This window comes from Paraburkholderia caledonica (assembly GCF_000383275.1).
Classification (GTDB): Bacteria; Pseudomonadota; Gammaproteobacteria; order Burkholderiales; family Burkholderiaceae; genus Paraburkholderia; species Paraburkholderia caledonica.
The window spans coordinates 68,064-92,211 of the sequence record NZ_KB911048.1 but is presented as its reverse complement, the minus strand read 5'-3'; the positions used below and the strand labels follow the sequence as shown (position 1 = coordinate 92,211).

The following is a 24,148-nucleotide window of genomic DNA, read 5'->3' as shown; positions in this document are numbered from 1 at the left end:
ACCCAAGCATAGCATGCAACCCTGTCGCGGAATCGAAAAAGGCGCTGCGTCGAATGCTATTGGAAGCAAGGCTACAAGCGGCTTCCGAGCCGACTAACAATGCCGCGCTCGGACGCTGCGTTCTCGATGCGCTCAAGCATTTCGACGTGCAAAGCGTCGGGTTCTACTGGCCGCTCGCGGGCGAATTCGATGCACGCGCAGCGATCTCCGTCTGGCTCACGGGCAGCACGCAACGCGAGGCCAGCCTGCCCATCATCAAGGAACGCGGGCTGCCGCTCGAGTTCCACGCATGGTCGCCGGATACGCCGATGAAGATCGGCCACCACAAGATCGCAGAGCCCTCCACAGGGCGAATGGTAACGCCCGAGCTACTGCTCGTTCCCTGCGTGGGTTTCGATGCCGACGGCTACCGGCTCGGTTACGGCGGCGGCTACTACGACCGCACGCTCGCCGGCTGGCCCGGAGCGAAGAAGCCGATCACGGTGGGTGTGGCGTATGAAGCATGCCGCACCTCTGCACTGGAGCGCGAGGTACATGACATCCCGCTCGACATGATCGTGACCGAAGCGGGGCTTCATGCGCGGAGCGTCGGCTAGATGCGTCTAAAGAGCGACCGGTAACACAGCGCTTCGCGCGGCTTGTACGCAGCCAGGAAACTCATGCCTCGCAGGCGCGCGTCTCAGCGCCTCACATCTATAACGACGCCGCCGCGCGCGCGGCTGTGTCGTACATCCCAGACGCGTTTCTCATCAGTTGCGCCGCGTCGCCGATCTGTTCGTTGGTGAGGCCGCTTTCCTTCAGCGTCGAGATGAGGCAACTCTCGCGCACCTCCCGATACTTCAGACACAGCGCACGGCCCGCTTCCGTCGCCGAAAAAAACACTTCCTTGCCGGTCTTTTCGCTTTTTACATACCCTCTAGCTACGAGCTTCTTCAACGCATAGGTCGCGACGTGCGTATCTTCTATGTTGAGGACGAAGCAGATGTCGGCCAGTTTTTTGCGGCGCTCGCGATGACTCACGTGATGCAGCAGCGAGACCTCGATTGCGGTCATGTCCTTGTCCCCGGCCGCCGACATGCAGCGCACCATCCATCGGTTGAATGCGTTGCCGGCCATGATGAGCGCGTACTCGAGCTCGGACAGTTCCGCGCTCGTGTCTGACACGAGATGTTCGGACGAGACGATCTTGGTGGGATGCCGCGACATGTGAATTTCTCAGAAAAACGGGATGGAGAGTGTCGGGAGTGTACGACGAGCGGCTCGCGGCGGCGAGCCTGGCGAAAACTCTTATTGATAAATTGTTGATATTTTATTGACAATGTACGCTTCAAACGTCGCGTAGCCATGCCCCATGGTTTGTGACGGCGTTCAATGCAGAACTCTTCGACATCTTCGGGTCTTCAAGCCATGAGCCAACCCAGAATTTTTCCGCTCGGCGACGCCGCGCTTGTCTGCGAGGCGCCCCCGCCCGCGACGCTGGACTGTCAGCGCCGCGTGTGGGCGGCCGCCGAAATGGCGCAGCACTGGCCTCATGTGCTGGAAGTCGTGCCGGGCATGAACAATCTGACGCTCGTGTTCGATCCCGTCGAAGCCGACCGCGACGCGCTGACGACGCGGCTGCAGGAGGCCTGGCAAGCGGTCAGCGCAACGCCCGCGCCGGGCCGCGAAGTCGAAGTCCCGGTTCAGTACGGCGGAGAGTTCGGCCCCGACCTCGGTGCAGTGGCGAACCACACCGGTTTGAGCGTGCGCGAGGTGATCGAGCGGCATTCGGGTGGCGAATACGTGGTCTTTTTCCTCGGCTTCCAGCCGGGCTTCGCCTATATGGGCGGATTGGAAGAGGCGCTGCATACGCCGCGCCGCGCATCGCCGCGACTCGAAGTGCCGGCCGGTTCGGTCGGCATCGGCGGGGAGCAGACGGGCATTTACCCGGCTACGTCGCCCGGCGGCTGGCAACTGATCGGTCGCACCGAACTGCCGCTGTTCGACCCAACGCGCCGCCCGCCCACCTTGTTGCAGCCGGGCGACCGGGTGCGCTTCACGATTGCGGGGATACACGCATGATCGACGTGATTCGCGCAGGTCTGCTGACCACGATTCAAGACCTCGGCCGTCACGGCTACCGGCATCTGGGCGTCGCGATGGGCGGGGCGCTCGACCGCCTGTCGCTGGAAGTCGGCAACCGGCTCGTCGGCAACCGGCCCGACGCCGCGGGCCTCGAAATCACCTTCGGCCCCACCGTGCTGCGCTTCCTGCGGGCGACACGGGTGGCCATCACCGGCACTGAATTCGGCGCGACGCTCGACGGCAAGCCGGTCTACTCGTGGTGGAGCCTGCCTGTGAAGGCCGGCCAGGAGCTGGTACTGAACGCGGCGAAGCGCGGCATGCGCGGCTACGTGTGCATCGCGGGCGGCATCGACGTATTGCCGATGCTCGGCTCGCGCAGCACCGACCTCGCCGGTCACTTCGGCGGTCTCGGGGGCCGGGCGCTGCGCGACGGCGACCGCCTGCCGGTCGGCGCGCCGCCGCAGCGCACACACGTCGGCTTCTCTCCCGAGGCGCCGGAGTTCGGCGTCAAAGCGCCTGCCTGGTGCAAGTTCGTGCTCGTGGACGAACCGCTGCGGCGCGGCCGTCATCCGACAGGCGTGCCTTGGGCGGTCCCCATTCGCGTGTTGCGCGGCCCGGAGTACGAAAGTTTCACCGAAGAAGCACATGAGTCTTTCTGGTCCGACGAGTGGCTAGTCACGCCGAACAGCAACCGCATGGGCTACCGGCTCGCCGGCACGGAACTGAAGCGCAAAGTCAAAGCGGATCTGCTGTCGCACGCGGTGCTGCCGGGCACGATCCAGGTGCCGCCGAACGGCCAGCCGATCGTGCTGATGAGCGACGCACAGACTACCGGTGGCTATCCGAAGATCGGCGCGGTCATTCAGGCCGACTTGTGGAAGCTCGCCCAGGTGCGGCTGAATGCGGCGGTCCGCTTCATTCCGACCACACCCTACGAAGCGCGCCACGCGTTACTGGAAGAGCGCACCTATTTGCGGCAGATCGACGCCGCCATAGCAATGCATGAAGAACGTTGCGCACGGCAGATGACCGCCGCAGCGTTGTGACAATGACCGCCCACAAGCCTGGCGCGTCGCGCGCGGCCTTTCGAGGGGCAAGAAAACTTGGGGCGGCCCGGCGTTTTCTTGAGAGTAGAGGAACATCATGGAAATCGATCTGAACGCCGACCTCGGCGAAGGCTGCGGCTCCGACGAGGCGCTGCTCGACCTCGTCAGCTCCGCGAATATCGCGTGCGGCTGGCACGCGGGCGGCGCCAACGCCATGCGTGACTGCGTGCGATGGGCGGTACAAAAAGGCGTGTCGATCGGGGCGCATCCGAGCTTCAACGACCCGGAGAATTTCGGCCGCAAGGAGATGGACTTGCCGGCGGCCGACATTTACGCGGGCGTGCTTTATCAACTCGGCGCGCTGTCGGCAATCGCGCAGGCCGAGGGCGGGCGCATCGCGCACGTGAAGCCGCACGGCGCTCTTTACAACCAGGCCGCGCGCGACGCGAAGATCGCCGACGCGATCGTTTCGGCCGTGCATGACTTCGATCCGTCGGTCGCGGTTTTCGCGCTTGCCAACAGCGGTCTGGTGACGGCCGCGCGCAACGCGGGGCTGACCGCCATCGAAGAAGTATTCGCCGATCGCGGCTATCGCGCCGACGGCTCGCTCGTGCCGCGCAAGGAGCCCGGCGCGCTCCTCGAAGATGAAGACGAAGTGCTCGAACGCACACTTGCGATGGTGCGCGAGCAGCGGGTGCGCGCCGTCGACGGTCAATGGGTGCCGCTCAACGCGCAGACCATTTGTCTGCACGGCGACGGCCCGCATGCGCTCGCGTTCGCGCGACGCATCCGCAGCGCGCTCCAACAGGCCGGTATCGAGGTGCACGCGGCCGGCGCAGCAAGCGTCTAAAGTACGCGCCGCCGCATCCTGGTCATGCCCTGAACGCCCCGCTACATGCGGGGCGTTCGCCAGGTGCGAGAGGTTATGCAGAGATTCGCAGTATCCGCAGTCGATTCACCGCAGTGAATGCAGGTGCTGGTGCTGGTGCTGGTGCTGGTGCTGGTGCAATTGCAGTGCGTAGCAACGCGGCCATCAAGAGCCGCGGAAACAAAACGGCGCGCGGATCGCCACGCGCCGGCCCATGTTAGCCGTCACAAGCGGCGACGTTGAAACCTGTTTGGAGATCCAGATGCAGACAACAGTCAGTCTATGGCCGCTCATCGGCGTGGCCGTCATCATCGTTGGCTTTTTATTGCGGTTCAATCCGATGCTGATCGTGGCAGTCGCCGCGATCATTACCGGGTTGGCCGCGCACTTTCCGGTCGAGAAAATCCTCGCCGAAATCGGCACTGGCTTTATCAAGACGCGCAACATTCCGTTGATCATCCTTCTGCCGCTCGCGGTAATCGGCCTGCTGGAACGGCATGGCCTGCGCGAGCGCGCGCAGACGTGGATCAGCGGCATCAAGGCCGCCACGGCCGGGCGCCTGCTGATCGTTTATCTGCTCGTGCGCGAGCTGACTGCGGCAGTTGGGCTGACCGGGCTCGGCGGGCATCCGCAGATGGTGCGCCCGCTCATCGCGCCGATGGCCGAAGGTGCAACCGAAACCCGCTTCGGCAAGATCAGCGACGCCGTGCGCTTCAAGCTGCGGGCGTTTTCAGCGGCAACGGACAACGTGGGCCTCTTCTTCGGCGAAGACATTTTCGTTGCGTTCGGTGCGATCGTGCTGATGACTACCTTCCTCAAGGAGGCAGGCATTATCGTCGAGCCGATCCACGTCGCGGTCTGGGGCATTCCCACTGCAATCTGTGCATTCCTGATTCACGGCTTCCGCCTGTATCTGCTTGACCGAAAGCTCGACCGCGAATTGCGCGGCAACGCCCACGCGGGCAATGCCACCGTATCGTCGACGCAATCCGCTGCAGGAGACAAAGCATGACGCTCTCGATTACCTATCTTTTCTGGCTGTTGGGCGTGGTGCTGCTGATCGTCGGCGGCATGATCGTCATGGACAAGGAACATCCGCGCCGCCTGACGGCCGGCGGCTTCTGGATTCTTTATGCGCTGATATTTCTGATCGGCGACAAACTGCCGCCCGCAGTGGTCGGCGTTGCAGTGATCGTGATGGCGGTGATTGCAGGCTTCGGCGGGGTCACCGCCGGCAAGCCCAGAGTGCTGTCGCTGGAAGCGCGCAAGGCAAGCGCCGCGCGCCTTCGCAACAAGCTGTTCGTGCCCGCGCTGACGATTCCCGTGATCACCGTGATCATCACCTTGTCGGCGAGTCACCTCGTGTTCGGCGGCGTTCCGCTGATCGAGAAGGCCAACGTCACGTTGATCGGCTTCGGCATCGGCTGCGTGATCGCGCTCGCGATTGCATGCGTGCTGACGCGCGACACCGTCGGGCAATCGATGAAGGAGACACGCCGCCTCGTCGACGCGCTCTCCTGGGCCGCCGTATTGCCGCAAATGCTCGGCATGCTCGGCCTCGTGTTCTCGGACGCGGGTGTCGGCAAAGCCGTCGCTCACGTGACCACCGCGTATATCAGCCTCGACTACCGGTTTATCGCAGTGGCCGTGTATTGCATCGGCATGGCGCTCTTCACGATGGTCATGGGCAACGGCTTCGCCGCGTTTCCGGTAATGACGGGTGGCGTCGGCGTGCCGATTCTCGTTGGCGTGTTCCATGGCAATCCGGCCGTGATGGTGGCAATCGGCATGTTCTCGGGCTACTGCGGCACGCTGATGACGCCGATGGCCGCGAACTTCAACATGGTGCCGGCGGCCTTGCTGGAACTGCCGGATAAAAACGCCGTTATCAAGGTCCAGATACCTACCGCGCTGACCTTGCTGGTGGTGAACATCTTCCTGCTCAACTTCCTGATGTTCATGTGAAGGGCTTCGTAAAAGCGTCCTCAAAAGCAGCAATTTCCGATGTGTCGCGCGACGCTTTCGCGGCACATCGGCGAAGCACCTCAAACAGGAAAAACCTGCAAGGGAAATAGGATGCGTCCGATCGTCGGTCCGTGATGCCGACCATAAGATGCTGGACCATCTCCTATCCACACGCGCCGGCGCGTGCAACGCGCGCCGCCGGAGCCTTTCCCGCAGGTTTCCATGGAACGTTAACCTCAGCGCACCGGCGCGCATTCCGCGCCGCCGTCATCCAGCGTTACTTCGCTCGTGAATGCCGCGCTTGGCGCGCATCAGGCCGGCCGGCTCGACACCGCCGAGTCCATCTACCGCGAGATCCTGGCGCTCGCGCCGACGAATTCGCAGGCTTTGCATTATTTCGGGGTACTGCATTATCAGCGCGGGCAATACGCGGACGCCGCTGCGCTAATGAGCAACGCGCTCAAATACGACCGTCACGACGCCGCCTGCTGGAGCAACCGCGGACTCGCCGCCGCCGCGCTCGGCCATCTCGACGAAGCCACCATCTGTTATGACCAGGCGTTGCAGCTACAACCCGATTTCGCCGACGCGCGCAACAACTTCGGCACCGCTTTGCAGGCGCAGGGCGCGTTGAACGAAGCCGTCGAACAATATCGGCTTGCAATCGCGTCGAACCCCGCACTGGTCGATGCCCATCTGAATCTGGGCACGGCGCTCGGCAAACTCGGGCGTTTCGCGGAAGCCTTGGCGTGCTATCGCGACGCGTTGCGAGTCGATCCGGCTTCAGCCGAAGCGCACTTCAACGCGGGCAATGCCTACACGGCGCAAGGCGAGCGCGAGGCGGCCGTCGCGAGCTTTGAGCGCGCGCTCGCGTTGCGTCCGGATTACGCCGAGGCACACATCAACCTGGGTAGCGCGATCGGCAAGCATGGCGACTATGCGGGCGCGGAGTCTCACTACCGGCGCGCGGTTGCAATCGCGCCGAATCCGACCAATCTCGTGTGCCTGGGCGGCTCGCTCGGCGCGCAGGGACGGCTCGACGAAGAGGAGACGTTCTATCGCGAAGCGCTCGCCCGCGACCCGCATTACGCCGACGCCCATCAAAACCTTGCCTGGCTGCTGCTCAAGCGCGGCGATTTCAAGCAGGGTTGGGCCGAGTTTGCGCTGCGCTGGCGTAAGAGCGATTACGAAGCGCTCGCGATTCCGGGCGTGGCCGAATGGCGCGGCGAACCGCTCAACGGGCGTCGTGTGTTGATCGTCGGCGAGCAGGGTTTTGGAGATCATTTCCAGTTCCTGCGTTTTGCGCGCTTGTTGCACGAACGCGGCGCCACAGTAGACGTCTGCGTGCGCGAGCCATTGCTGAGTCTTGTTCAACGCATGCCGGGCGTACATAACGCGTTCAGCGGAGAACCGGAGCAGAACTACGACTTCTGGGTTCCCATGACGAGCGTGCCGTCATGCGTCGGCACTGAGTTGTCCACCATCCCGGCCGAAGTGCCGTATTTGTTCGCGCACCACGCCAAGGTCAAAACCTGGCGCAAGAAACTGAAGAAAACTGGCGACGCAAAGCGCAGAGCGGGCCTCGTGTGGGCAGGCAGTCCGGCGTTCGGCAACGACCGCTATCGGTCAATGGCGCTTGCCGACTTGCACGCGCTCGCAGATGTCGCCAATGTGGACTGGTATCCGTTGCAGAAGGGTCCGGCGCACGCGCAACTCGCCGCCGCGCCGCAAGCCTTCCGCACGCACGATTTCAGCGGCGAGTTGAACGACTTTGAAGACACCGCCGCGCTGATCATGAACCTCGATCTGGTGATCGCCGTCGACACCGCCGTCGCGCATCTGGCCGGCGCGCTCGGCAAGCCGGTGTGGCTGCTGCTGCCGGCCAATTCAGACTGGCGCTGGCTTGAAGAACGGAGCGACTCGCCGTGGTATCCGGGAATGCGGCTGTTCCGGCAAAAGGTACTGGGCGAATGGGCGGAGGTCGTGAAGGAAGTGATCAGCGCAATCGATCCCGCGCCGTAGATCGCGCATCGCTTCAGCCCGCATCCACCACAAACCCATGTTGTCGCAAAAGCTGCAGAACGCCTTTGCGGCCACCCAGATGCAACGCGCCGATCGCCACGAACACCGGCTTGTTCGGCGCGGCGATCTGCAGCATCCGCGAGATGAAGCGCCGGTTGCGCGCGTACACGATCCTGTCGTCTATCGAGTTGGACACCTGCTTGTCGCGCGCCAGCTTTTCGGTTTTCGCGGCCTCCCAGGCGGCGATTGCATCGGCGTCGCCGACGCGCCACAGGCGGTGCAAGGTCCGCACGTCCTCGACGTTTTGCGCGGGTGTCTGCATAAGATCCTGCGCGAGCATCTCGCGTTGCTGGGCGAGCGTGAGTCCTGTGAAGGCGCGCATCTGCTGCGGCAGGGTTTCAAGGCCGATGATCTTGCCACGCGTGCGCAGATATACGTTCTGCAACTGCGCTTCGGTGCCGTACTCGGTCTGCAAGCCGGCGCTGAGCGAATCGTAGGTTTCGACCAGCAGCGAAGCGAGCCACGGGCGCATCTTTTTGATTTCATCCAACGCCGCGGGATTGCCGCGCAGACGAAACGCGAGCTTGCGCCACAGCGGCTCCGGCAAGAGGCCGGGAAGGCAGTCGCGGCGGCACACGCCGTACTTGGAAACATCGTCTTGCGAAACGAGTAGTTCGTCCGGCGAAAGTTCGAGCGCAAGCGTCGGCGAAGCAGCCAACGCGCCCATGATCGGCGGACGAAACGGCTGAGCCGGCGGGTAATCGGCGGGATCGCCCACGTGCAGTGTGCCCAGCACGTAGATGGTGGTAGCACCGCGAGTCGCGACGTAGAACGGCATACGCGCCGGTTGCAGGCGCACGGGTCCGCTCGCAGTCGTACCGGGTGTGGCAGGTGGCGGGTTGAAACCCGGCAGCGCGGCGCGTGGCTCCGACGGCGCGTGCGGCACCGGCAACGCGGGACGCACACCTTGCGTGGTTGAATTGACGCCAACCGTGGGTGTATTGGCCGCGGCGCCGGCAGCATGCGCGCGGCCGAGCGGTGCCGCGGAGAAATACAGAACGGAACAAACGCCGACGAGCGCGGCACCGGTCAGTGCACGCGCCCGCAAGCTTCGCATGAAGGCAACGCGGCGGCCGCCTTCACGCGAGCGGCGCGCAAGACGACGCGCCGCCAGCGCATCAGGCATCCACGTCCCCCACCTCCTCGGCGCGGTGACACGACACCTGACGGCCATCCACTTCACGCAGCTTCGGCTCTTCGCTGCGGCAACGGTCGATCACATAGGGGCAGCGCTGATGAAACGTGCAGCCCGAAGGCGGATTCAGCGGCGAAGGCATCTCACCTTGCAGCTTGATCTTGATCGTGCGATCCGCCTCGAAGATCGACGGCGTCGCCGACATCAACGCGCGCGTGTAGGGATGCCGCGGCTTCGAGAAGATCCGCTTCTTGTCGCCGAGTTCGGCCACGCCGCCGAAGTACATCACCATCACGTCGTCGGCAATATGCTCGACCACTGACAGATTGTGCGAGATGAACACATAGCTCGTCTTGAACTCCTGCTGCAGATCCATGAAGAGGTTCAGAATCTGCGCCTGGATCGATACGTCGAGCGCCGACACGGGTTCGTCGGCGACAACGATCTGCGGGTCGAGAATCATCGCGCGGGCAATCGCCACGCGTTGACGTTGACCGCCCGAGAACATATGCGGATAGCGCTTCGCATGTTCCGGACGCAGGCCGACAGTGCGCATCATTTGAGCGATGCGTTCCGCGCGTTCCGTTACGCTCAGTTGGGAGTTGATCGCGAGGGGTTCGCCGAGCGTCTGCTCCACGGTCTTGCGCGGGTTGAGCGACGCAAACGGGTTCTGAAACACCATCTGCACGCGCCGCCGCAGCGCCGCGATTTTCGCGTGATCCGCGCCAGCCACGTCTTCACCGTCGATCAGCAAACGGCCCGCACTGGGCGCTTCGATCATGGTCAGCTGGCGCGCGAGCGTCGACTTGCCGCAACCGGATTCGCCGACCACGGCGAGCGTCTTGCCGCGCTCGAGCGCGAACGACACGCCGTTGAGCGCCTTCACCGTGCCCGTTGCGAACATGCCGCGTTTGACCGTGTAATAGCGCGCGAGCTTGTCGGCGACCAGCACGTGATCGCCCGCATGGTCCGACTGGCGCCGCGTTTCAGGTACTGCGTTCATCGTGCGCCTCCATGTGTGTGAACGTTCGCGTCGCCGCTCAGGTTCAAGGGTTTGATGCAGCGCACGCGCGCGACTTCGGCGTGACCTTGCATGGGCGCGAGCGCGGGGCGTCCCCTGTTGCAGTCGTCGACCATGTATTTGCAGCGCGGGGCAAACAGACACCCTTTCGGGCGATCGTCGCGTCCCGGCACCATGCCCGGCAGAGCAGCGAGTCGCACGGCACCCACGTTGTGCTCGGGAATCGCGGCCAGCAACGCTTCCGTGTACGGATGATGAGGCGCGGCGAAGATATCCGGCACCTTGTTCGTCTCGATCACTTCGCCAGCGTACATGACCGCGACGCGCTGCGCGACCTCGGACACCACCGCGAGATCGTGCGAAATCAGCACGAGCGCCATGCCGCGCTCTTTCTGCAAGCGCATCAGCAGTTCCATGATCTGCGCCTGGATCGTTACGTCGAGCGCGGTGGTCGGCTCGTCAGCGATCAACAGCTTTGGGTTGCAGGCAATGGCCATGGCGATCATCACGCGCTGGTTCATGCCGCCCGACATCTGATGCGGAAACGCGCCAATGCGGCTCTTCGCGTCCGGAATGCCGACCTGATCGAGCAGTTCGAGCGCACGCTTGTCGAGCGCGGCGCCGCGCAGCCCTTCGTGCAGCTTCAGCACTTCCTTGATCTGATAGCCGACCGTGTAGCTCGGATTCAAACTCGTGAGCGCGTCCTGGAACACCATCGCGATATCTTTGCCGATGATCTTGCGGCGTTCCTTCGCCGATGCCTTCAGCAGATCGCGTCCATTGAACGTGATTTCGTCCGCCGTGACCTTGCCGGGGGCGTCGATCAGTCCCATCAACGCCATCATCGTCACGCTCTTGCCCGAACCCGATTCGCCGACAACGCCGAGCACTTCGCCCGGCGCGACGTCCAGATTGATCCGATCGACAGCAGGTAGTCCGTTGAAATTGACCGCCAGATTGCGGATGGTCAGTAGATTGTCCATTTATGCCATCCGTTTCAGTTTGGGATCGAGTGCGTCGCGCAGCCCGTCGCCGAGCAGATTGATGGCGAGCACCGAGATCAGGATGGACAAACCAGGCATCGTGACGATCCACCATGCACTGTCGATGTAGTCACGCGCCGAGGCCAGCATCGCGCCCCACTCCGCCGACGGCGGTTGCACGCCGAGGCCGAGGAAGCCGAGCGCGGCCGCATCCAGAATCGCCGACGAAAAGCCGAGCGTTGCCTGCACGATCAGCGGCGCGGTGCAGTTGGGCAGCACTTGCGAGAACATCAAGCGCAGCGTGCCGGCGCCGGCCACTCGCGAGGCCGTCACGTATTCCTTCTGCAACTCGCCTTGCGCCGAGGCGCGCGTCAAACGCACGTAGCCCGGCAACGCGACGATCGCGATGGCCAGCATCGTATTGACGAGGCCCGGACCGATGATCGCGACCACCGCCACCGCGAGCAGCAGCGACGGCAATGCGAGCAGCACGTCCATGATGCGCATGATCGGCGTATCGGCCCACTTCTCGAAGAATGCCGCGATGAGACCGAGCACGACGCCCGGAATCAGCGCGAGCACCACCGACACGAAGCCGATCCAGAACGACAGCCGCGCGCCGTACATCAGACGCGAAAGGATGTCGCGGCCGGCTTCATCGGTGCCGAGAACGAACCGCCAGTTGCCGCCTTCGAGCCATGCAGGCGGAATTTTCACGAAGTCGCGGTACTGTTCGATCGGGCTATGCGGCGCGATGAGCGGCGCGAAAATCGCCACGACGATAAGCAGCAGAACGACGATGCCGGCGCCAACCGCACCGCGATTGCGCGAGAAATTCGCCCAGAATTCGCGAGCGGCAATCGCGCGGCCGCTGGGCGGCGTCACTGCTGTGGGAACTGTATTTTGAATGTCTGCCATGCTTGATCACCTCGTATGGCGAATGCGCGGGTTGAGCACGCCGTACAACAGATCGACGACGAGGTTCACGAAGATCACCAGTGTGGCGATCATCAGGATGCCGCCCTGCACGACCGGATAATCGCGGCGGCCAATCGCATCGATCAGCCATTTGCCGATACCCGGCCACGAGAAGAGTGTCTCCGTCAGTACCGCGCCCGCAAGCAGCGTACCGACCTGCAGACCGATCACCGTCACCACCGGAATCAACGCATTGCGCAAGGCATGAACGACGATCACTCGCCCCGGCGACAAACCCTTCGCGCGCGCGGTGCGGATGTAGTCTTCCCGCAGCACTTCGAGCATCGACGAACGAGTCATGCGCGCGACGACCGCGAGCGGAATCGTTCCGAGCACGATGGCGGGAAGAATCAGATGGCTGAGTGCGGACTTGAACGCGCCTTCGTCGGTGGACATCATCGCGTCGACCAGCATGAAGCCGGTCACGTGCGGAATGTCGTATTCGACCGCGATGCGGCCCGACACCGGCGTCCACCCAAGCTTGACCGAGAACACCATGATGAGGATCAAGCCCCACCAGAAGATCGGCATCGAATAGCCGGTCAGCGCGGTACCCATCACGCCGTGATCGACCGCCGTGCCGCGCCGGAGCGCCGCGAACACGCCTGCCGGCAGGCCGACGATCAGCGCGAACAGCATCGCGCAAATCGACAGTTCAACGGTCGCGGGGAAGCGGGCGAGAAATTCGCCCATGACGCTCGTGTTGGTGATGATGGAAGTGCCGAGATCGCCGTGCAGCGCGCGGCCGATGTAGTGAACGTATTGCATTGGCAGAGGCTCGTCGAGCCCTAACCGGTGCATAGCCGCGGCATGCATCGCCGGATCGACGCCGCGCTCGCCCATCATCACTTCGATGGGGTCGCCCGGTATCAGGTGAATCAGCGCGAATGCAAGGATCGTGATGCCGATGAACGTCGGTATCACCATGCCGATGCGGCGCAAAACAAAGCGGAACATGGTTCGTCCCTATGGTCTTGATGAAGAAAAAACGCAACCGGCGACGAGGGCTTGTGACCCCGGTCGCCGGACCATTTCGACCAGTTTTCTAACCGTGCGAAAAGCGTACTGCGCGAATTTTACGGCTTGCCTGACTCAATATCGGGCGCCTTACTTGACGCTGACGCCGTCGAAGCGAGCGTAGCCGAGCGGCTCGATACGCATGTCGACCACCTTCTTGCTGACAGGCTGGTATACCGTCGAGTGAGCGATCGGCGAGAACGGCAGTTGCTGCGCGAAGATCTGCTGCGCCTGCGTGTATGCCGTCGTGCGCGCGCCCTGGTCGGACGTCGAACGACCCTTCTGGATCAGATCGTCGAAAGGCTTGTAGCACCACTTCGAGAAGTTGTTGCCGTTCACCGCGTCGCAGCCAAGCAGCGTGCCGAGCCAGTTGTCCGGATCGCCATTGTCGCCCGTCCAGCCGATCAGCATCGTGTCGTCCTCACCAGCGTGGGCGCGCTTGATGTACTCGCCCCACTCGTACGTGACGATCTTCGCCTTGACGCCGATCTTGGCCCAGTCAGCCTGGATCATTTCCGCCATCAGACGTGCGTTCGGGTTGTATGCGCGTTGCACCGGCATCGCCCACAGCGTGATGTCGAAGCCGTTCGGATAACCGGCCTTTGCGAGCAGCGCCTTGGCTTTATCCGCGTCGTACGATGCGCCCTTCAGGTTCTTGTCATAGGACCATTGGGTCGGCGGCATCGGGTTCGTGGCGGCCTGGCCTGCGCCCTGGTACACGGAGTCGATGATCGCCTTCTTGTTGATCGCCATGTCGAGCGCCTGACGCACTTCGACCTTGTCGACCGGCTTGTGCGTCACGTTGTACGCGAGGTAGCCCAGGTTGAAGCCAGGCTGCGACGGCATCGCGAGACTCGATTCGGCCTTGAGCGGTGCAATATCGGCCGGGCGCGGATAGCTCATCACCTGGCATTCGTCGCGCTTCAGTTTCTGCACGCGCACGCCGGCGTCCGGCGTGATCGAGAAGATCAGCTTCGAAATCTTGACCGCATTCGGCTTCCAGTAATCGGGATTGCCGTCGAAACGGATGGTCGCGTCTTTCGTATAGCTGCGGAAGATGAACGGACCCGTGCCGACCGGGAACTGGTTGATGTCGGCGGCTTTGCCGGCCTTCAGCAACTGGTCGCCATATTCAGCCGACAGAACCGACGCGTATTCCATGGCCAGGTTCTGGATGAACGGCGCGTTGACTTCCTTCAGCGTGAACTTGACCGTGTACGGATCGACCCTTTCGACCTTCGTGATCAGCTTGTCCAGACCCATGTCGGTGAAGTACGGGAACTGCACCGGGTAGGCCTTGTGGAACGGCTGGTTCGCGTCGAGCATGCGCTCGAAGGTGAAGATGACGTCATCCGCGTTGAATTCGCGCGTCGGCTTGAAGAACGACGTGGTCTGGAACTTCACGCCGTGACGCAGATGGAACGTGTACGTCTTGCCGTCCGCGGAGACATCCCACTTTTCGGCGAGGCCGGGTTCGACCTTGGTGCCGCCACGCTCGAACTCGACGAGGCGGTTATAGACGGTGAACGTATTGGCCGTGAAATCGGTGCCCGTGGTGTATTGGGCCGGATCGAAACCCGCAGGGCTGCCTTCTGAGCAGTAAACGAGTGTCTTGTTCGGAATCTCGGCGCGCGCGCTTTGCGCACCCACCATCGATGCCGCTGCAGCTGCGACGAGCGTCGTAACACGCGCGGCGCGCAACAGGTTGTTTTGCTTCATGTTTCCTCCAGGTTCGGGGCTGGCTGACGCCAGCGTAGCGCGATATTACTGAGCTTTCCCCGGTGTCACAAGCAGAGGAAATTATCCGCCACGCCGCAGCCGGCGCGCCTGCGCTGATATTTCGAGACCTCTTTCGAATGACTTTCAGAGTAGGCCATCGCGGCGATTCTTGTGGAATCGTTTCGAGTTGTTATGACTGGAAATCTGGGAAAAGTGCTGGGAAGAGACAATTCGCCAGAGCCGCCGCGCATGAATCCGCACGGCGGCCTGGAACAACAATCGGCAACAAAGGCCACCAACAACGACGAGTCAGCGGTTTAACTGCCCAGACGCTCGCAGATCGCCGTGGTCGCCGCAGCGCCGTTGAGCGTATAGAAATGCAGACCCGGCACCTTCGCGCTGATCAAACGCCTGCACAGGTCCGTCACCACGTCGAGCCCGAATGCGCGGATCGACTCGCGATCGTCGCCGAAACTTTCCAGCCGGCGCGCGATCCAGCGCGGCACTTCGGCGCCGCACATCTCTGAAAAGCGCATGAGCTGCGAAAAGTTCGTGATCGGCATGATGCCCGGCACGATCGGGACGTCGACGCCGAGTTTCCTGGCGTCGTCGACAAAACGGAAATACGCGTCCGCGTTGAAGAAGTACTGCGTGATCGCCGAATTGGCGCCGGCCTTCACCTTGCGAGCGAAGTTTTCGAGATCGTGACGCGGCGAACGCGACTGCGGATGATATTCCGGGTAGCCTGCCACCTCGATCCAGAACCAGTCGCCGAACTCGGCGCGGATAAAGCTCACCAGTTCAGACGCATAACGCAACTCGCCGACTTCGCCCATGCCGGACGGCAAGTCGCCGCGCAGCGCGACGATATGGCGAATGCCATGTGCGCGGTACTCGTTGAGAATCGCGCGCAAGCTCTCTTTGGACGAGCCGATGCACGACAGATGCGGCGCCGCCTCGAGCCCTTCCTTCGCCATATCGACGACGGTATCGAGCGTGCCCTGTTGCGTCGAGCCGCCTGCGCCAAACGTGACGGACACGAACTTGGGCTTGAGTAAAGCGAGTTGCGCACGCGTTGCGCGCAGCTTGTCGACGCCTTCCTGCGTTTTCGGCGGGAAGAATTCGAATGAAAGTTCGATCGGGTTCATGGTTCAGTATGTCAACCGAGACTGCGGTTGCCGAAAATGAGCGCGGACAGCAGCCATGACACGATGCTATACAGAATCGAGCCGAAGAACGCCGACCAGAAACCCGACACTTCGAAGCCCTTCAGCAGCGACGCGCACAGCCAGAAGCACAGCGCATTGACCACCAGAATGAAGAGCCCGAGCGTGACAATCGTGACGGGCAGCGTCAACAGAATCAGCACCGGCCGCAGGACCGTGTTGATCAGTCCGAGCACTACCGCGACGATCAACGCGGTGCCGAAGCTGCGGATATGAATCGACGGAACGAGGTAGGTGATGATCAGCAGCGCCAGTGCATTGATCAGCCAGGTCAGCAGAACGGTCATGTAAAGCTCCTTGCAGGCAGGATGTCCGTTGAACGAAAAGGCAGGCATGGCGAGCAAAGCGGCGCCTAAGCGCCGCCCCGTCGTCACACCATCATGTTTTCAGGCTGCCCTCGGGCTTACGCGCGAGGGGCATACCGGAACGCGTACTTAGTAGCGGTAGTGGTTCGGCTTGAACGGACCGTTCTTGTCGACGCCAATGTAGCCCGCCTGCGCGTCCGACAACACGGTCAGGTTCGCACCGATGCGCGCCAGATGCAGACGCGCGACCTTCTCGTCCAGATGCTTCGGCAGCACGTACACGCGGTTCTCGTACTTCTTGCCTTGCGTGAACAGTTCGATCTGTGCGAGCGTCTGGTTCGTGAACGAGTTCGACATCACGAACGAGGGGTGGCCCGTCGCGCAACCCAGATTCACGAGGCGGCCTTCAGCCAGCAGAATCACGCGCTTGCCGTCGGGGAAAATGATGTGATCGACTTGCGGCTTGATGTTGTCCCACTGGTACTGACGCGTCGAGGCCACGTCGATTTCCGAATCGAAGTGACCGATGTTGCACACGATCGCGTTGTGACGCATCGCCTTCATGTGATCGTGGTTGATCACGTGGTAGTTGCCCGTTGCCGTGACGAAGATGTCGGCTTTGTCGGCCGCGTATTCCATCGTCACCACGCGGTAGCCTTCCATCGCCGCTTGCAGAGCGCAGATCGGATCGATTTCGGTGACCCACACGGTTGCGCCGAGACCGCGCAGCGATTGCGCGCAGCCCTTGCCCACGTCGCCGTAACCCGCCACCACGGCGATCTTGCCCGCGATCATCACGTCGGTCGCGCGCTTGATGCCGTCGACGAGCGACTCGCGGCAGCCATACAGGTTGTCGAACTTCGACTTGGTGACCGAGTCGTTGACGTTAATCGCCGGGAACGGCAGGCGGCCTTCTTTTTCCATCTGATACAGACGATGCACGCCGGTCGTGGTCTCTTCCGTCACGCCCTGGATGTGAGCGAGACGCGTGGAATACCACGTCGGGTCGGCGTCCAGATGGCGCTCGATCGACTTGTACAGCGCGACTTCTTCCTCGTTGGTCGGCTTGGCGATTACCGAGCGGTCTTTCTCGGCCTTCGAGCCGAGGATCAGCAGCAACGTCGCGTCGCCGCCGTCGTCGAGAATCATGTTCGCGAACTCGCCGTTCGGCCATTCGAAAATGCGGTGCGAGAACTCCCAGTATTCGTCGAGCGACTCGCCCTTGAACGCGAACACCGGCGTGCCGGCCTTGGCGATTGCCGCAGCGGCGTGATCCTGCGTCGAGAAGATGTTGCACGATGCCCAGCGCACGTCCGCGCCGAGCGCGGTCAGCGTTTCGATCAGCACGCCGGTCTGGATAGTCATGTGCAACGAACCTGCGATTCGCGCGCCCTTCAGCGGCTGCTGCGCCTTGTATTCGTCACGCGTTTGCATGAGACCGGGCATTTCCGTCTCTGCAATGGTGAGTTCCTTGCGGCCCCAGTCGGCAAGCGACATGTCGGCAACGATGTAATCCTGGGAAGCTTGGGAATCGATAACTGCGGCGTTCATCACGCCCTCCTTTCTAAATAGTGACTAGAAATTTGACGTGAGCGCGGTTCGATGCGGTGGACAGGAAAGCGCAATGCGCATCCGTTCCTTCCGATTGAAGCCTTCGAGCCTGGCGGGCGGCCGGCGAATATATGCTGATTCGCGGTACCCGTCGCAACGCTCCTCGAAGACGAACGGCGATTGTAGCAAATCGAGATGGCTTCGGGGCGTGAGGATCGGTTTGGGGTGGGCTTTTGGGGGCGGGCTTATTGGGGTGGCGTTGCCGCGGCGTTGCGTTGCCTTGCGGTCGCCTTTTGCGGCGGCGTCAGGCGGCTAGCTCTTGCGCCGGGTTACACAGCGGCCGCGCCGCCTGCCGCATGCGCGCCGGCTTCGGCGGTCATCTGCGCGCCGTGCAACTGGACGATGCCCGCTCGCGCTCTGTCGAGAAACTGCCGGGAAAAGCGGAAAGCGTCGGCGACGTCGGCGGGATCGGGCGTCAGCCAGCCGAACGCAATGCGGAAGTAGCGCTCAGCGTGGATGCCCGGGTGGTAATGCATGCGCACGCGCTTCGCGTCCGCGAGCCGCGGATTGCCGAAAATTTCGCGGAGCGCCCACGAAAACGCGCCGTCCTCGCCGCCGATACGGCGAAACGCGTCATCCATAGGAAAGCCGCCGAGCGCTGCGAATGCCGCCCGACGCACGATGAGGCTGCTCGGCACCGTATTGCTGAGCGTCGCCGCATGTTGGGCGAAGTCCTGGTGACCGGTGATTTCGCGAGGAAAACCCACGTACTCGACGTCGAGGCGCATGGACACCTGTTTCGGGTTCTGCGCGAGGAACGCGTTTGCGGCAGCCAATGCGCCGGGCAGGTATTCGTCGTCGGCATCGAGAAAGGCAAGCAGATCATGCGACGCATGCAGCGCGCCCCAATTGCGCGCCTGCGCTGCGCCACCGTTGCAGGGCATGCGCAGCAGCGCGACGCGCGAGTCGGTCCGCGCGTACCGAAGGACGAGTTCGGCGGACGAATCGGTGGAGGCGTCGTCCACGACGATGATCTGCGCCGCCTCCGGCTGCAGCCGGCAGCTTTCGAGAGCCCGGGCAAGCGTCGAGGCGCCGTTGTAGCAGGGAATAACGACCGAAATGGGGTGAGCGGATGTCATGGGCAGAAGCCGTGGCTGACGGCGGGCGCGGCAAAAACCGGCGATGGTAGCGCGGGCGCCGGAAGACCCGTCTCGAAATCGTGCGGGCTTCATGCGCGGCGTCCGCAAGCGAACTTCATCAACCTCGCCGCTATAAATTTGATGACTTACAATCTCCCGGTTCATTCCAATTTGGAATCCGGAGCCCGATCGTGGAACTGCGTGCGCTGCGCTATTTCGTCGAAGTCGTTCGTCAGCAGAGCTTCACTGTCGCCGCCGAGCAGATGTTCGTCACCCAACCGACCATCAGCAAGATGGTGAAATCGCTCGAAGACGAGATCGGCTCCCCGCTGCTGCTGCGCGACGGCCGCCAGATGGTGCTCACCGACGCCGGCCGCATCGTCTATCAACGCGGTCAGGAGGTGCTTGCCGCGCACGCGCAGTTGCAAGCCGAACTCAACGACCTCGGCACGCTCGGTCACGGCGAACTCACCATTGGTATTCCGCCGATGGGCGGTTCGCTCTTCACGCCCGCTATCGCCACGTTCCGCCAGCGCTACCCGAAAATCGAACTGAAGCTTTTCGAGCAGGGCTCCCGCGCGATCGAGACCGCGCTGATCAACGGAGAGCTGGAACTCGGGGGCGTTCTCCAGCCGGTGGACCCCGACAATATCGACGTGCTGCCGATCACGCGCCAGTTACTCTGGCTCGTCGCGCGCGCCGGCTCCCGTTGGGACGAGCTTCACGTAGTGCCGCTCGCCCAGCTCGCGGACGAACCGTTCGTGTTCTACGGCGAAAGCCTCGCGCTCAACGACGTAGTGCTCGGCGCCTGCCGCAGTGCGGGATTTGCGCCGACTATTGTCGGGCGCAGCGGACATTGGGATTTCATGGCGGCGCTCGTGCTGGCCGGCGTCGGCATTGCGCTGCTGCCCGCGCCCTATTGCCGGCGACTGGATGCCGCGCAGTTCACTTGCCGGCCGGTCGCCGAGCCGGAAATTCCATGGGAAATGGCGATCGGTTGGCGCCGCAATGGGTATCTGTCGCATGCCGCGCGCGCCTGGCTGGACGTGGCGCGCGAGACGCTACCCGGCCGGGCCGGCGACGATCTGATGCTCGGTCTGACCGGCATTGCCGCGCCGCTTCAAACGCCGCGTTCCGAATGACAACGCGCCGCCTGGCGGGTCGCGGGGGGCGTGTCGCTAACGTACTTGCAAGCGGCGCCTAAATCATTGCTGTGCAGCGAACTCGATGCGGCGATTGGCAAAGCGTCCGCTGGCGGTGTCGTTGGACTGCATCGGGTGCGCCTGGCCGTAGCCTTGAGCACTCAGCGAATCTGCCGGAGCGCCGGTTTTAACGAGGTACGTACGAACCGCCTCGGCGCGCTGCTTCGACAGTTGCAGATTGGCCTGTTCGCCGCCCACGTTGTCCGAGTATCCCGCCACTTCGAGCTTCGCCGCCCGACCGTTGCGCGCACACGCGTTCAGCACGCGCGCGGACTGGTTCAAGTCTTCCGCTGCCGACGTGGGCACATGCGCGCTCGCGCTCGTGAAATTGATCACTTGCAGGTTCAGCACCTTGGCCACGTCGGCTGCGGCGCAGGTAGCACCGGGCGCGAGCAGCGCCTTGATTGCACTGCGAAAGTTCGCCGTTGCCTGCTGGATCGCGTTGTCTGCGTCGAACGTGCCGGTCTCGTAGGGAGCGCCGAACAGCGATTTCAGCGTGTTCAGCCAGCCGAGCTTCGCATTGGCGGCGGCGCCGCTCAGTTCGACATGCGTGCCGTCCAGTCTCAGTTCCGCTCCCGGCACGCTCATTAGCGGCATCAGGCCATCGAGGCGCGGGAGCCAGCTAGCGGGCTTCGTTGCCGGATCGACGGCGATGTTTGCGGCGTAGTTGTACTGGCCGAGGCGCTTCGTCAGTTCATCCACGAGTTGGGTTTTTTCTGCTTCGCTGCCGACCGTCGCCGTGAGCGTCGGCTTGCCGCTTTCGCCGACCGCGAAAGCAAGCTGGCTGTCTTTCGTCGGCGGGACGGCCACGCCCGGCTGACGCGCGGCGCTAGTTGCGCTGGCGGCGCTTGCGCCGCCCACTGGAGCTGAACCGGCACCCGCAGCCGAGGCGGAAACCCCAGCCGTAGAACTCGCGGCATCGAGCGCTTCAATTGCACCTGCTGCATTAGACGCCGCGGCATCGCTCGACGCAGCCACCGCAGCAAGCTCACCTGACGCCGCAACCGGCGCCGAAGCCGACTGCGCGTCGGCAGACCGTTCTGCGCCCGAAACCGCCGCCCCGCCGCTCCACTGTCCGCGCGGGAAGCCGCCCGGAAACAGATAGACGAGCGCCATTGCGGCGGCAATGATCGCCAGCAGCGGCCACCACAGCCACGCGTGCGAGCGGCGTTTTTCGCCGACCACCGCGTCCGCCGGGACCTGAACCGCGGCAGTGACTTCCGGTGCGGGCTTTGCCGCTGGCGTGGGCTGCTCGATATGCGCCGACACGGCCTTGAGTTGAGCGAGCACGCTGCCGGCGAAAGCGCCGACGCTGCCCAAGCCGAGCGCGGCAAGCAGGCGATCGTTCAGATACGGTGCGATGAGCGGCATCTGATGGCTCAGCAGCACGGGCAACTGACCGACATTGCCCTGGCTCTTGAGCAAGTGCTGTTTCAGCACGCCCAACATCGTTGCGCCGACGATTCCCGTAATGGCATGCGTCGCGTGCGCCGGCACGCCGGTTTGTGCGGCGACTTCGTCGCTGAGCGACTCGGCACGGCGGTCTAGCGATCGTTCGAGCAAACCGCGCCCCGCGCTTTCGAGTTCACTGACGCCGCCCGTACTCCCCGTCAGATGCGGCAACTGTTCGGCGATTCTCGCGTTCACGTCGGGCGAGACGACGGTCGCGAACAGCGAGCGCGCGCCTTCGAGCGTCGCAGCCCTCTGCATCAGACCGGCGAGCAGCGCGGGCGCGGCCGTGCTCATCACCGAGCGCGCCGCCTCAGGAGGCAATCCGATGCGCGCTCCAAGCTGCCCGACTACCTCGTCCGTCAACGCCGACTGAATCGCGTGAATCAAGTTGATGCTCATGCCTTCGCTTCCTTGAGTTTCCGAACTCGCCACCTGACGCGCCCGTTTTTGCGCGGCGATTATAGGCAGCGGGAAATCTCATAAACGGAATGGCACAATTTATGACGATTTAGACGACGTTTGGCCGACTTATCTCCTATTTGACATCGAAATGCTGATTGTTCGACTTGAGTGGCAGAGCCTACGGAGTCGGTTTCATGCCGCGTTGCCCGCAGGCGCCATGGCGGGTGCCTGAATTGTCACCGTGTGCGGCTTTCGACGGCTTGCCGCGATCAACTCCGCCGCGCGTTCGCCGATCATTACCGTGGGCGCGTTCGTGTTGCCGCCGATCAGCGTCGGCATCACCGATGCATCGACGATTCGCAGCCCGGTGACCCCTCGCACGCGCAATTGCGGATCGACTACGGAGGCCGCGTCGCCGCCCATCCGGCAGGTGGCGACCGGGTGATAGATCGTGTCCGCATGGCGTGCGATGGCCTCGCGCAATTGCGCGTCGGTCTGACCCGGCCGCGTGTAAAGCTCGCGACCGCCGTGCAGCGCGAGCGACGGCGCATCGAGAATGCGCCGCGCCATCTGCACGCCTTCCACCAGCAGGTCCAGATCGCGCGAATCGCTGAAAAAACGCGGATCGATCACGGGCGCCGCGCGCGCATCCGCGCTCGCGAGCGTCACGGTGCCCCGGCTGAACGGCCGCAGCACGCATACATGCAGCGAATAGCCGTGCCCCCAATGCATATGACGGTTGTGATCGTCGACGAGCGCCGCGCAGAAATGCAGTTGCAGGTCAGGCCGTTCGAGCGTCGGCTTGCTCTTTAGAAAACCGCCCGCCTCCGCGACATTGCTCGACAGCATGCCGCGTCCATGCCGGATGAAGGTGGCGAACTGCGGCACCATTCGCCCGATGCCGCGCACCGAAAAGCCCGTCGGCTCGATCGACGACACGCGTTTGTTGATGGTGAAGTCGACGTGATCGATCAGGTTCTGCCCAACTTCCGGCGCATCGTGCAACACCTCGATGCCGTGCGCCTGTAGATGCGCGGCCGGCCCGACGCCGGAGCACATCAACAGTTGCGGCGAATTGAAGGCGCCCGCCGCGACGACGACTTCCGCGCGCGCTTTGAGCATTTCCCGGCGCCCGCCGCGCACAATTTCGACGCCGCAGGCGCGCTTCTGCTCGAACACGACGCGCAGCACCGTGGCATCCGCGATCGTATGCAGATTGGCACGCTCGCGGTCGTAGACATACGCGCGCGCCACGCTGCAACGGCGCCCGTCGCGCTGCGTGACCTGATAGAAGCCGATCCCTTCCTGGTCCGGGCCGTTGAAGTCGTCGTTCGGTTTGTAGCCGGCTTCTATCGCGGCCTGTACGAACCGCCTGGAAAACGGATTGCGGTAGCGCAGATCCGACACGGTGAGTGGGCCGCTGTCGCCGTGCCACGCGTCGGCGCCGCGTTCGTTGCCCTCGGCGCGGCGGAAATACGGCAGCACGTCGTGCCACGACCAGCCGTCGCAGCCCGACTCCGCCCATTCGTCGTAATCGAGCGGATGACCGCGCGTGTAGATCATCGCGTTGATCGCACTCGATCCGCCGAAGCCGCGCCCGCGCGGCTGATAGCCCTGGCGTCCGGCGAGACCCGGCTGCGGCGTGGTCAGATAGCCGTAGTTCGTTTTGAGCTTGTTCGGCACGACCGCCGCGACGCCGACCGGCATATTGACCAGCAGGTTGCGGTTCGTGTGCGGCCCCGCTTCAACGAGGGCAATCGTCGCGTCGGGACAGTCGTCCGCAAGACGGCTCGCGAGCGCGCAACCGCCCGAGCCGGCGCCTACGATGATGTAGTCGTATTCCATCGCTCCTCCTGATCGCCCGCGTTGCTCGCGGACCCTGTCTCGTGCACACTTGTCTACGTATGTTTCACCGGCATTGTAGGAAGCGTTGTGTGGCCGCGGCGGCTTCGCGTCAGAGCGATTACTCTAAACACAGGCGGCGCCGCGACCC

General features: G+C 63.3%; 21 protein-coding genes and 1 riboswitch. Of the genes, 8 read left to right on the top strand and 13 right to left on the bottom strand.

The annotated features are described in order from the left end of the window. Window positions 1–53 precede the first annotated feature (53 nt). On the top strand, window positions 54–596 hold the full coding sequence (locus H281_RS0129880) for a 5-formyltetrahydrofolate cyclo-ligase (protein WP_020070796.1): 543 nt from the start codon (window positions 54–56) through the stop codon (window positions 594–596). Window positions 597–693: 97 nt separating this feature from the next. Here the strand turns inward: H281_RS0129880 and H281_RS0129875 are convergent, their stop codons facing one another. Beyond that, a complete protein-coding gene (locus tag H281_RS0129875) occupies window positions 694–1,206 on the bottom strand; it encodes a winged helix DNA-binding protein (RefSeq protein ID WP_020070795.1) in 513 nt (170 codons plus the stop codon). Window positions 1,207–1,407: 201 nt separating this feature from the next. Between H281_RS0129875 and pxpB the strand changes: the two genes are divergently transcribed. From pxpB to H281_RS35495, 6 genes are all read left to right on the top strand, one after another. Then, complete coding sequence (gene pxpB, locus H281_RS0129870; RefSeq protein WP_020070794.1) at window positions 1,408–2,061, top strand: 5-oxoprolinase subunit PxpB; 654 nt, start codon at window positions 1,408–1,410, stop codon at window positions 2,059–2,061. Further along, on the top strand, window positions 2,058–3,110 hold the full coding sequence (locus H281_RS0129865) for a 5-oxoprolinase subunit C family protein (RefSeq protein WP_020070793.1): 1,053 nt from the start codon (window positions 2,058–2,060) through the stop codon (window positions 3,108–3,110). Before pxpB ends, H281_RS0129865 begins: the two co-directional genes overlap by 4 nt. 97 nt (window positions 3,111–3,207) lie before the next feature. Next, window positions 3,208–3,960 carry a 5-oxoprolinase subunit PxpA gene (pxpA, locus tag H281_RS0129860; RefSeq protein ID WP_020070792.1) on the top strand — a complete coding sequence of 251 codons (753 nt, stop codon included), beginning with the start codon at window positions 3,208–3,210 and terminating at the stop codon, window positions 3,958–3,960. A 280-nt stretch (window positions 3,961–4,240) separates the two neighbouring features. Further along, window positions 4,241–4,990 carry a DUF969 domain-containing protein gene (locus tag H281_RS0129855; RefSeq protein WP_020070791.1) on the top strand — a complete coding sequence of 250 codons (750 nt, stop codon included), beginning with the start codon at window positions 4,241–4,243 and terminating at the stop codon, window positions 4,988–4,990. After that, complete coding sequence (locus H281_RS0129850; protein WP_020070790.1) at window positions 4,987–5,943, top strand: DUF979 domain-containing protein; 957 nt, start codon at window positions 4,987–4,989, stop codon at window positions 5,941–5,943. Before H281_RS0129855 ends, H281_RS0129850 begins: the two co-directional genes overlap by 4 nt. Before the next feature lie 288 nt (window positions 5,944–6,231). After that, entirely contained in the window at window positions 6,232–7,965 is a 1,734-nt protein-coding gene (locus tag H281_RS35495; protein WP_020070789.1) for a tetratricopeptide repeat protein, read from the top strand. Between the two features lie 13 nt (window positions 7,966–7,978). On the opposite strand, the gene H281_RS0129840 is transcribed toward H281_RS35495, so the two are convergent. From H281_RS0129840 to H281_RS0129795, 10 genes are all read right to left on the bottom strand, one after another. After that, window positions 7,979–9,151 (bottom strand): TraB/GumN family protein, encoded by a 1,173-nt coding sequence (locus tag H281_RS0129840; RefSeq protein ID WP_020070788.1) that lies wholly within the window; start codon window positions 9,149–9,151, stop codon window positions 7,979–7,981. Continuing rightward, window positions 9,144–10,163, bottom strand: coding sequence for a peptide ABC transporter ATP-binding protein (locus H281_RS0129835; RefSeq protein ID WP_020070787.1), 1,020 nt, complete (start codon window positions 10,161–10,163; stop codon window positions 9,144–9,146). Before H281_RS0129835 ends, H281_RS0129840 begins: the two co-directional genes overlap by 8 nt. Then, the gene (locus H281_RS0129830) at window positions 10,160–11,164 is read right to left on the bottom strand and encodes an ABC transporter ATP-binding protein (protein WP_020070786.1); all 1,005 of its coding nucleotides are present in this window, start codon (window positions 11,162–11,164) and stop codon (window positions 10,160–10,162) included. The genes H281_RS0129835 and H281_RS0129830 overlap by 4 nt, the downstream gene beginning before the upstream one ends. Continuing rightward, window positions 11,165–12,082 (bottom strand): ABC transporter permease subunit, encoded by a 918-nt coding sequence (locus H281_RS0129825; protein ID WP_020070785.1) that lies wholly within the window; start codon window positions 12,080–12,082, stop codon window positions 11,165–11,167. 6 nt (window positions 12,083–12,088) lie between these two features. Beyond that, the gene (locus H281_RS0129820) at window positions 12,089–13,099 is read right to left on the bottom strand and encodes an ABC transporter permease subunit (RefSeq protein WP_020070784.1); all 1,011 of its coding nucleotides are present in this window, start codon (window positions 13,097–13,099) and stop codon (window positions 12,089–12,091) included. Window positions 13,100–13,249: 150 nt separating this feature from the next. Next, on the bottom strand, window positions 13,250–14,878 hold the full coding sequence (locus H281_RS0129815) for an ABC transporter substrate-binding protein (RefSeq protein WP_020070783.1): 1,629 nt from the start codon (window positions 14,876–14,878) through the stop codon (window positions 13,250–13,252). 317 nt (window positions 14,879–15,195) lie between these two features. After that, a complete protein-coding gene (gene metF, locus H281_RS0129810) occupies window positions 15,196–16,026 on the bottom strand; it encodes a methylenetetrahydrofolate reductase [NAD(P)H] (protein ID WP_020070782.1) in 831 nt (276 codons plus the stop codon). Window positions 16,027–16,037: 11 nt separating this feature from the next. Beyond that, window positions 16,038–16,391, bottom strand: a complete 354-nt coding sequence (locus tag H281_RS0129805) for a phage holin family protein (RefSeq protein ID WP_006052549.1) — start codon at window positions 16,389–16,391, stop codon at window positions 16,038–16,040. A gap of 147 nt (window positions 16,392–16,538) precedes the next feature. Further along, on the bottom strand, window positions 16,539–17,960 hold the full coding sequence (gene ahcY, locus H281_RS0129800) for an adenosylhomocysteinase (protein ID WP_020070781.1): 1,422 nt from the start codon (window positions 17,958–17,960) through the stop codon (window positions 16,539–16,541). A gap of 32 nt (window positions 17,961–17,992) precedes the next feature. Further along, a riboswitch (S-adenosyl-L-homocysteine riboswitch) is annotated at window positions 17,993–18,131 on the bottom strand. Between the two features lie 158 nt (window positions 18,132–18,289). Continuing rightward, on the bottom strand, window positions 18,290–19,099 hold the full coding sequence (locus H281_RS0129795; RefSeq protein ID WP_020070780.1) for a glycosyltransferase family 2 protein: 810 nt from the start codon (window positions 19,097–19,099) through the stop codon (window positions 18,290–18,292). 191 nt (window positions 19,100–19,290) lie between these two features. On the opposite strand from H281_RS0129795, the gene H281_RS0129790 reads away from it, so the two are divergent. Continuing rightward, window positions 19,291–20,241 (top strand): LysR family transcriptional regulator, encoded by a 951-nt coding sequence (locus H281_RS0129790; RefSeq protein ID WP_020070779.1) that lies wholly within the window; start codon window positions 19,291–19,293, stop codon window positions 20,239–20,241. Window positions 20,242–20,304: 63 nt separating this feature from the next. On the opposite strand, the gene H281_RS0129785 is transcribed toward H281_RS0129790, so the two are convergent. Both H281_RS0129785 and H281_RS0129780 read right to left on the bottom strand, forming a co-directional pair. Then, window positions 20,305–22,152 (bottom strand): OmpA family protein, encoded by a 1,848-nt coding sequence (locus tag H281_RS0129785; protein ID WP_020070778.1) that lies wholly within the window; start codon window positions 22,150–22,152, stop codon window positions 20,305–20,307. A 195-nt stretch (window positions 22,153–22,347) separates the two neighbouring features. Beyond that, window positions 22,348–24,000, bottom strand: coding sequence for a GMC family oxidoreductase (locus H281_RS0129780; protein ID WP_020070777.1), 1,653 nt, complete (start codon window positions 23,998–24,000; stop codon window positions 22,348–22,350). Window positions 24,001–24,148 lie beyond the last annotated feature (148 nt).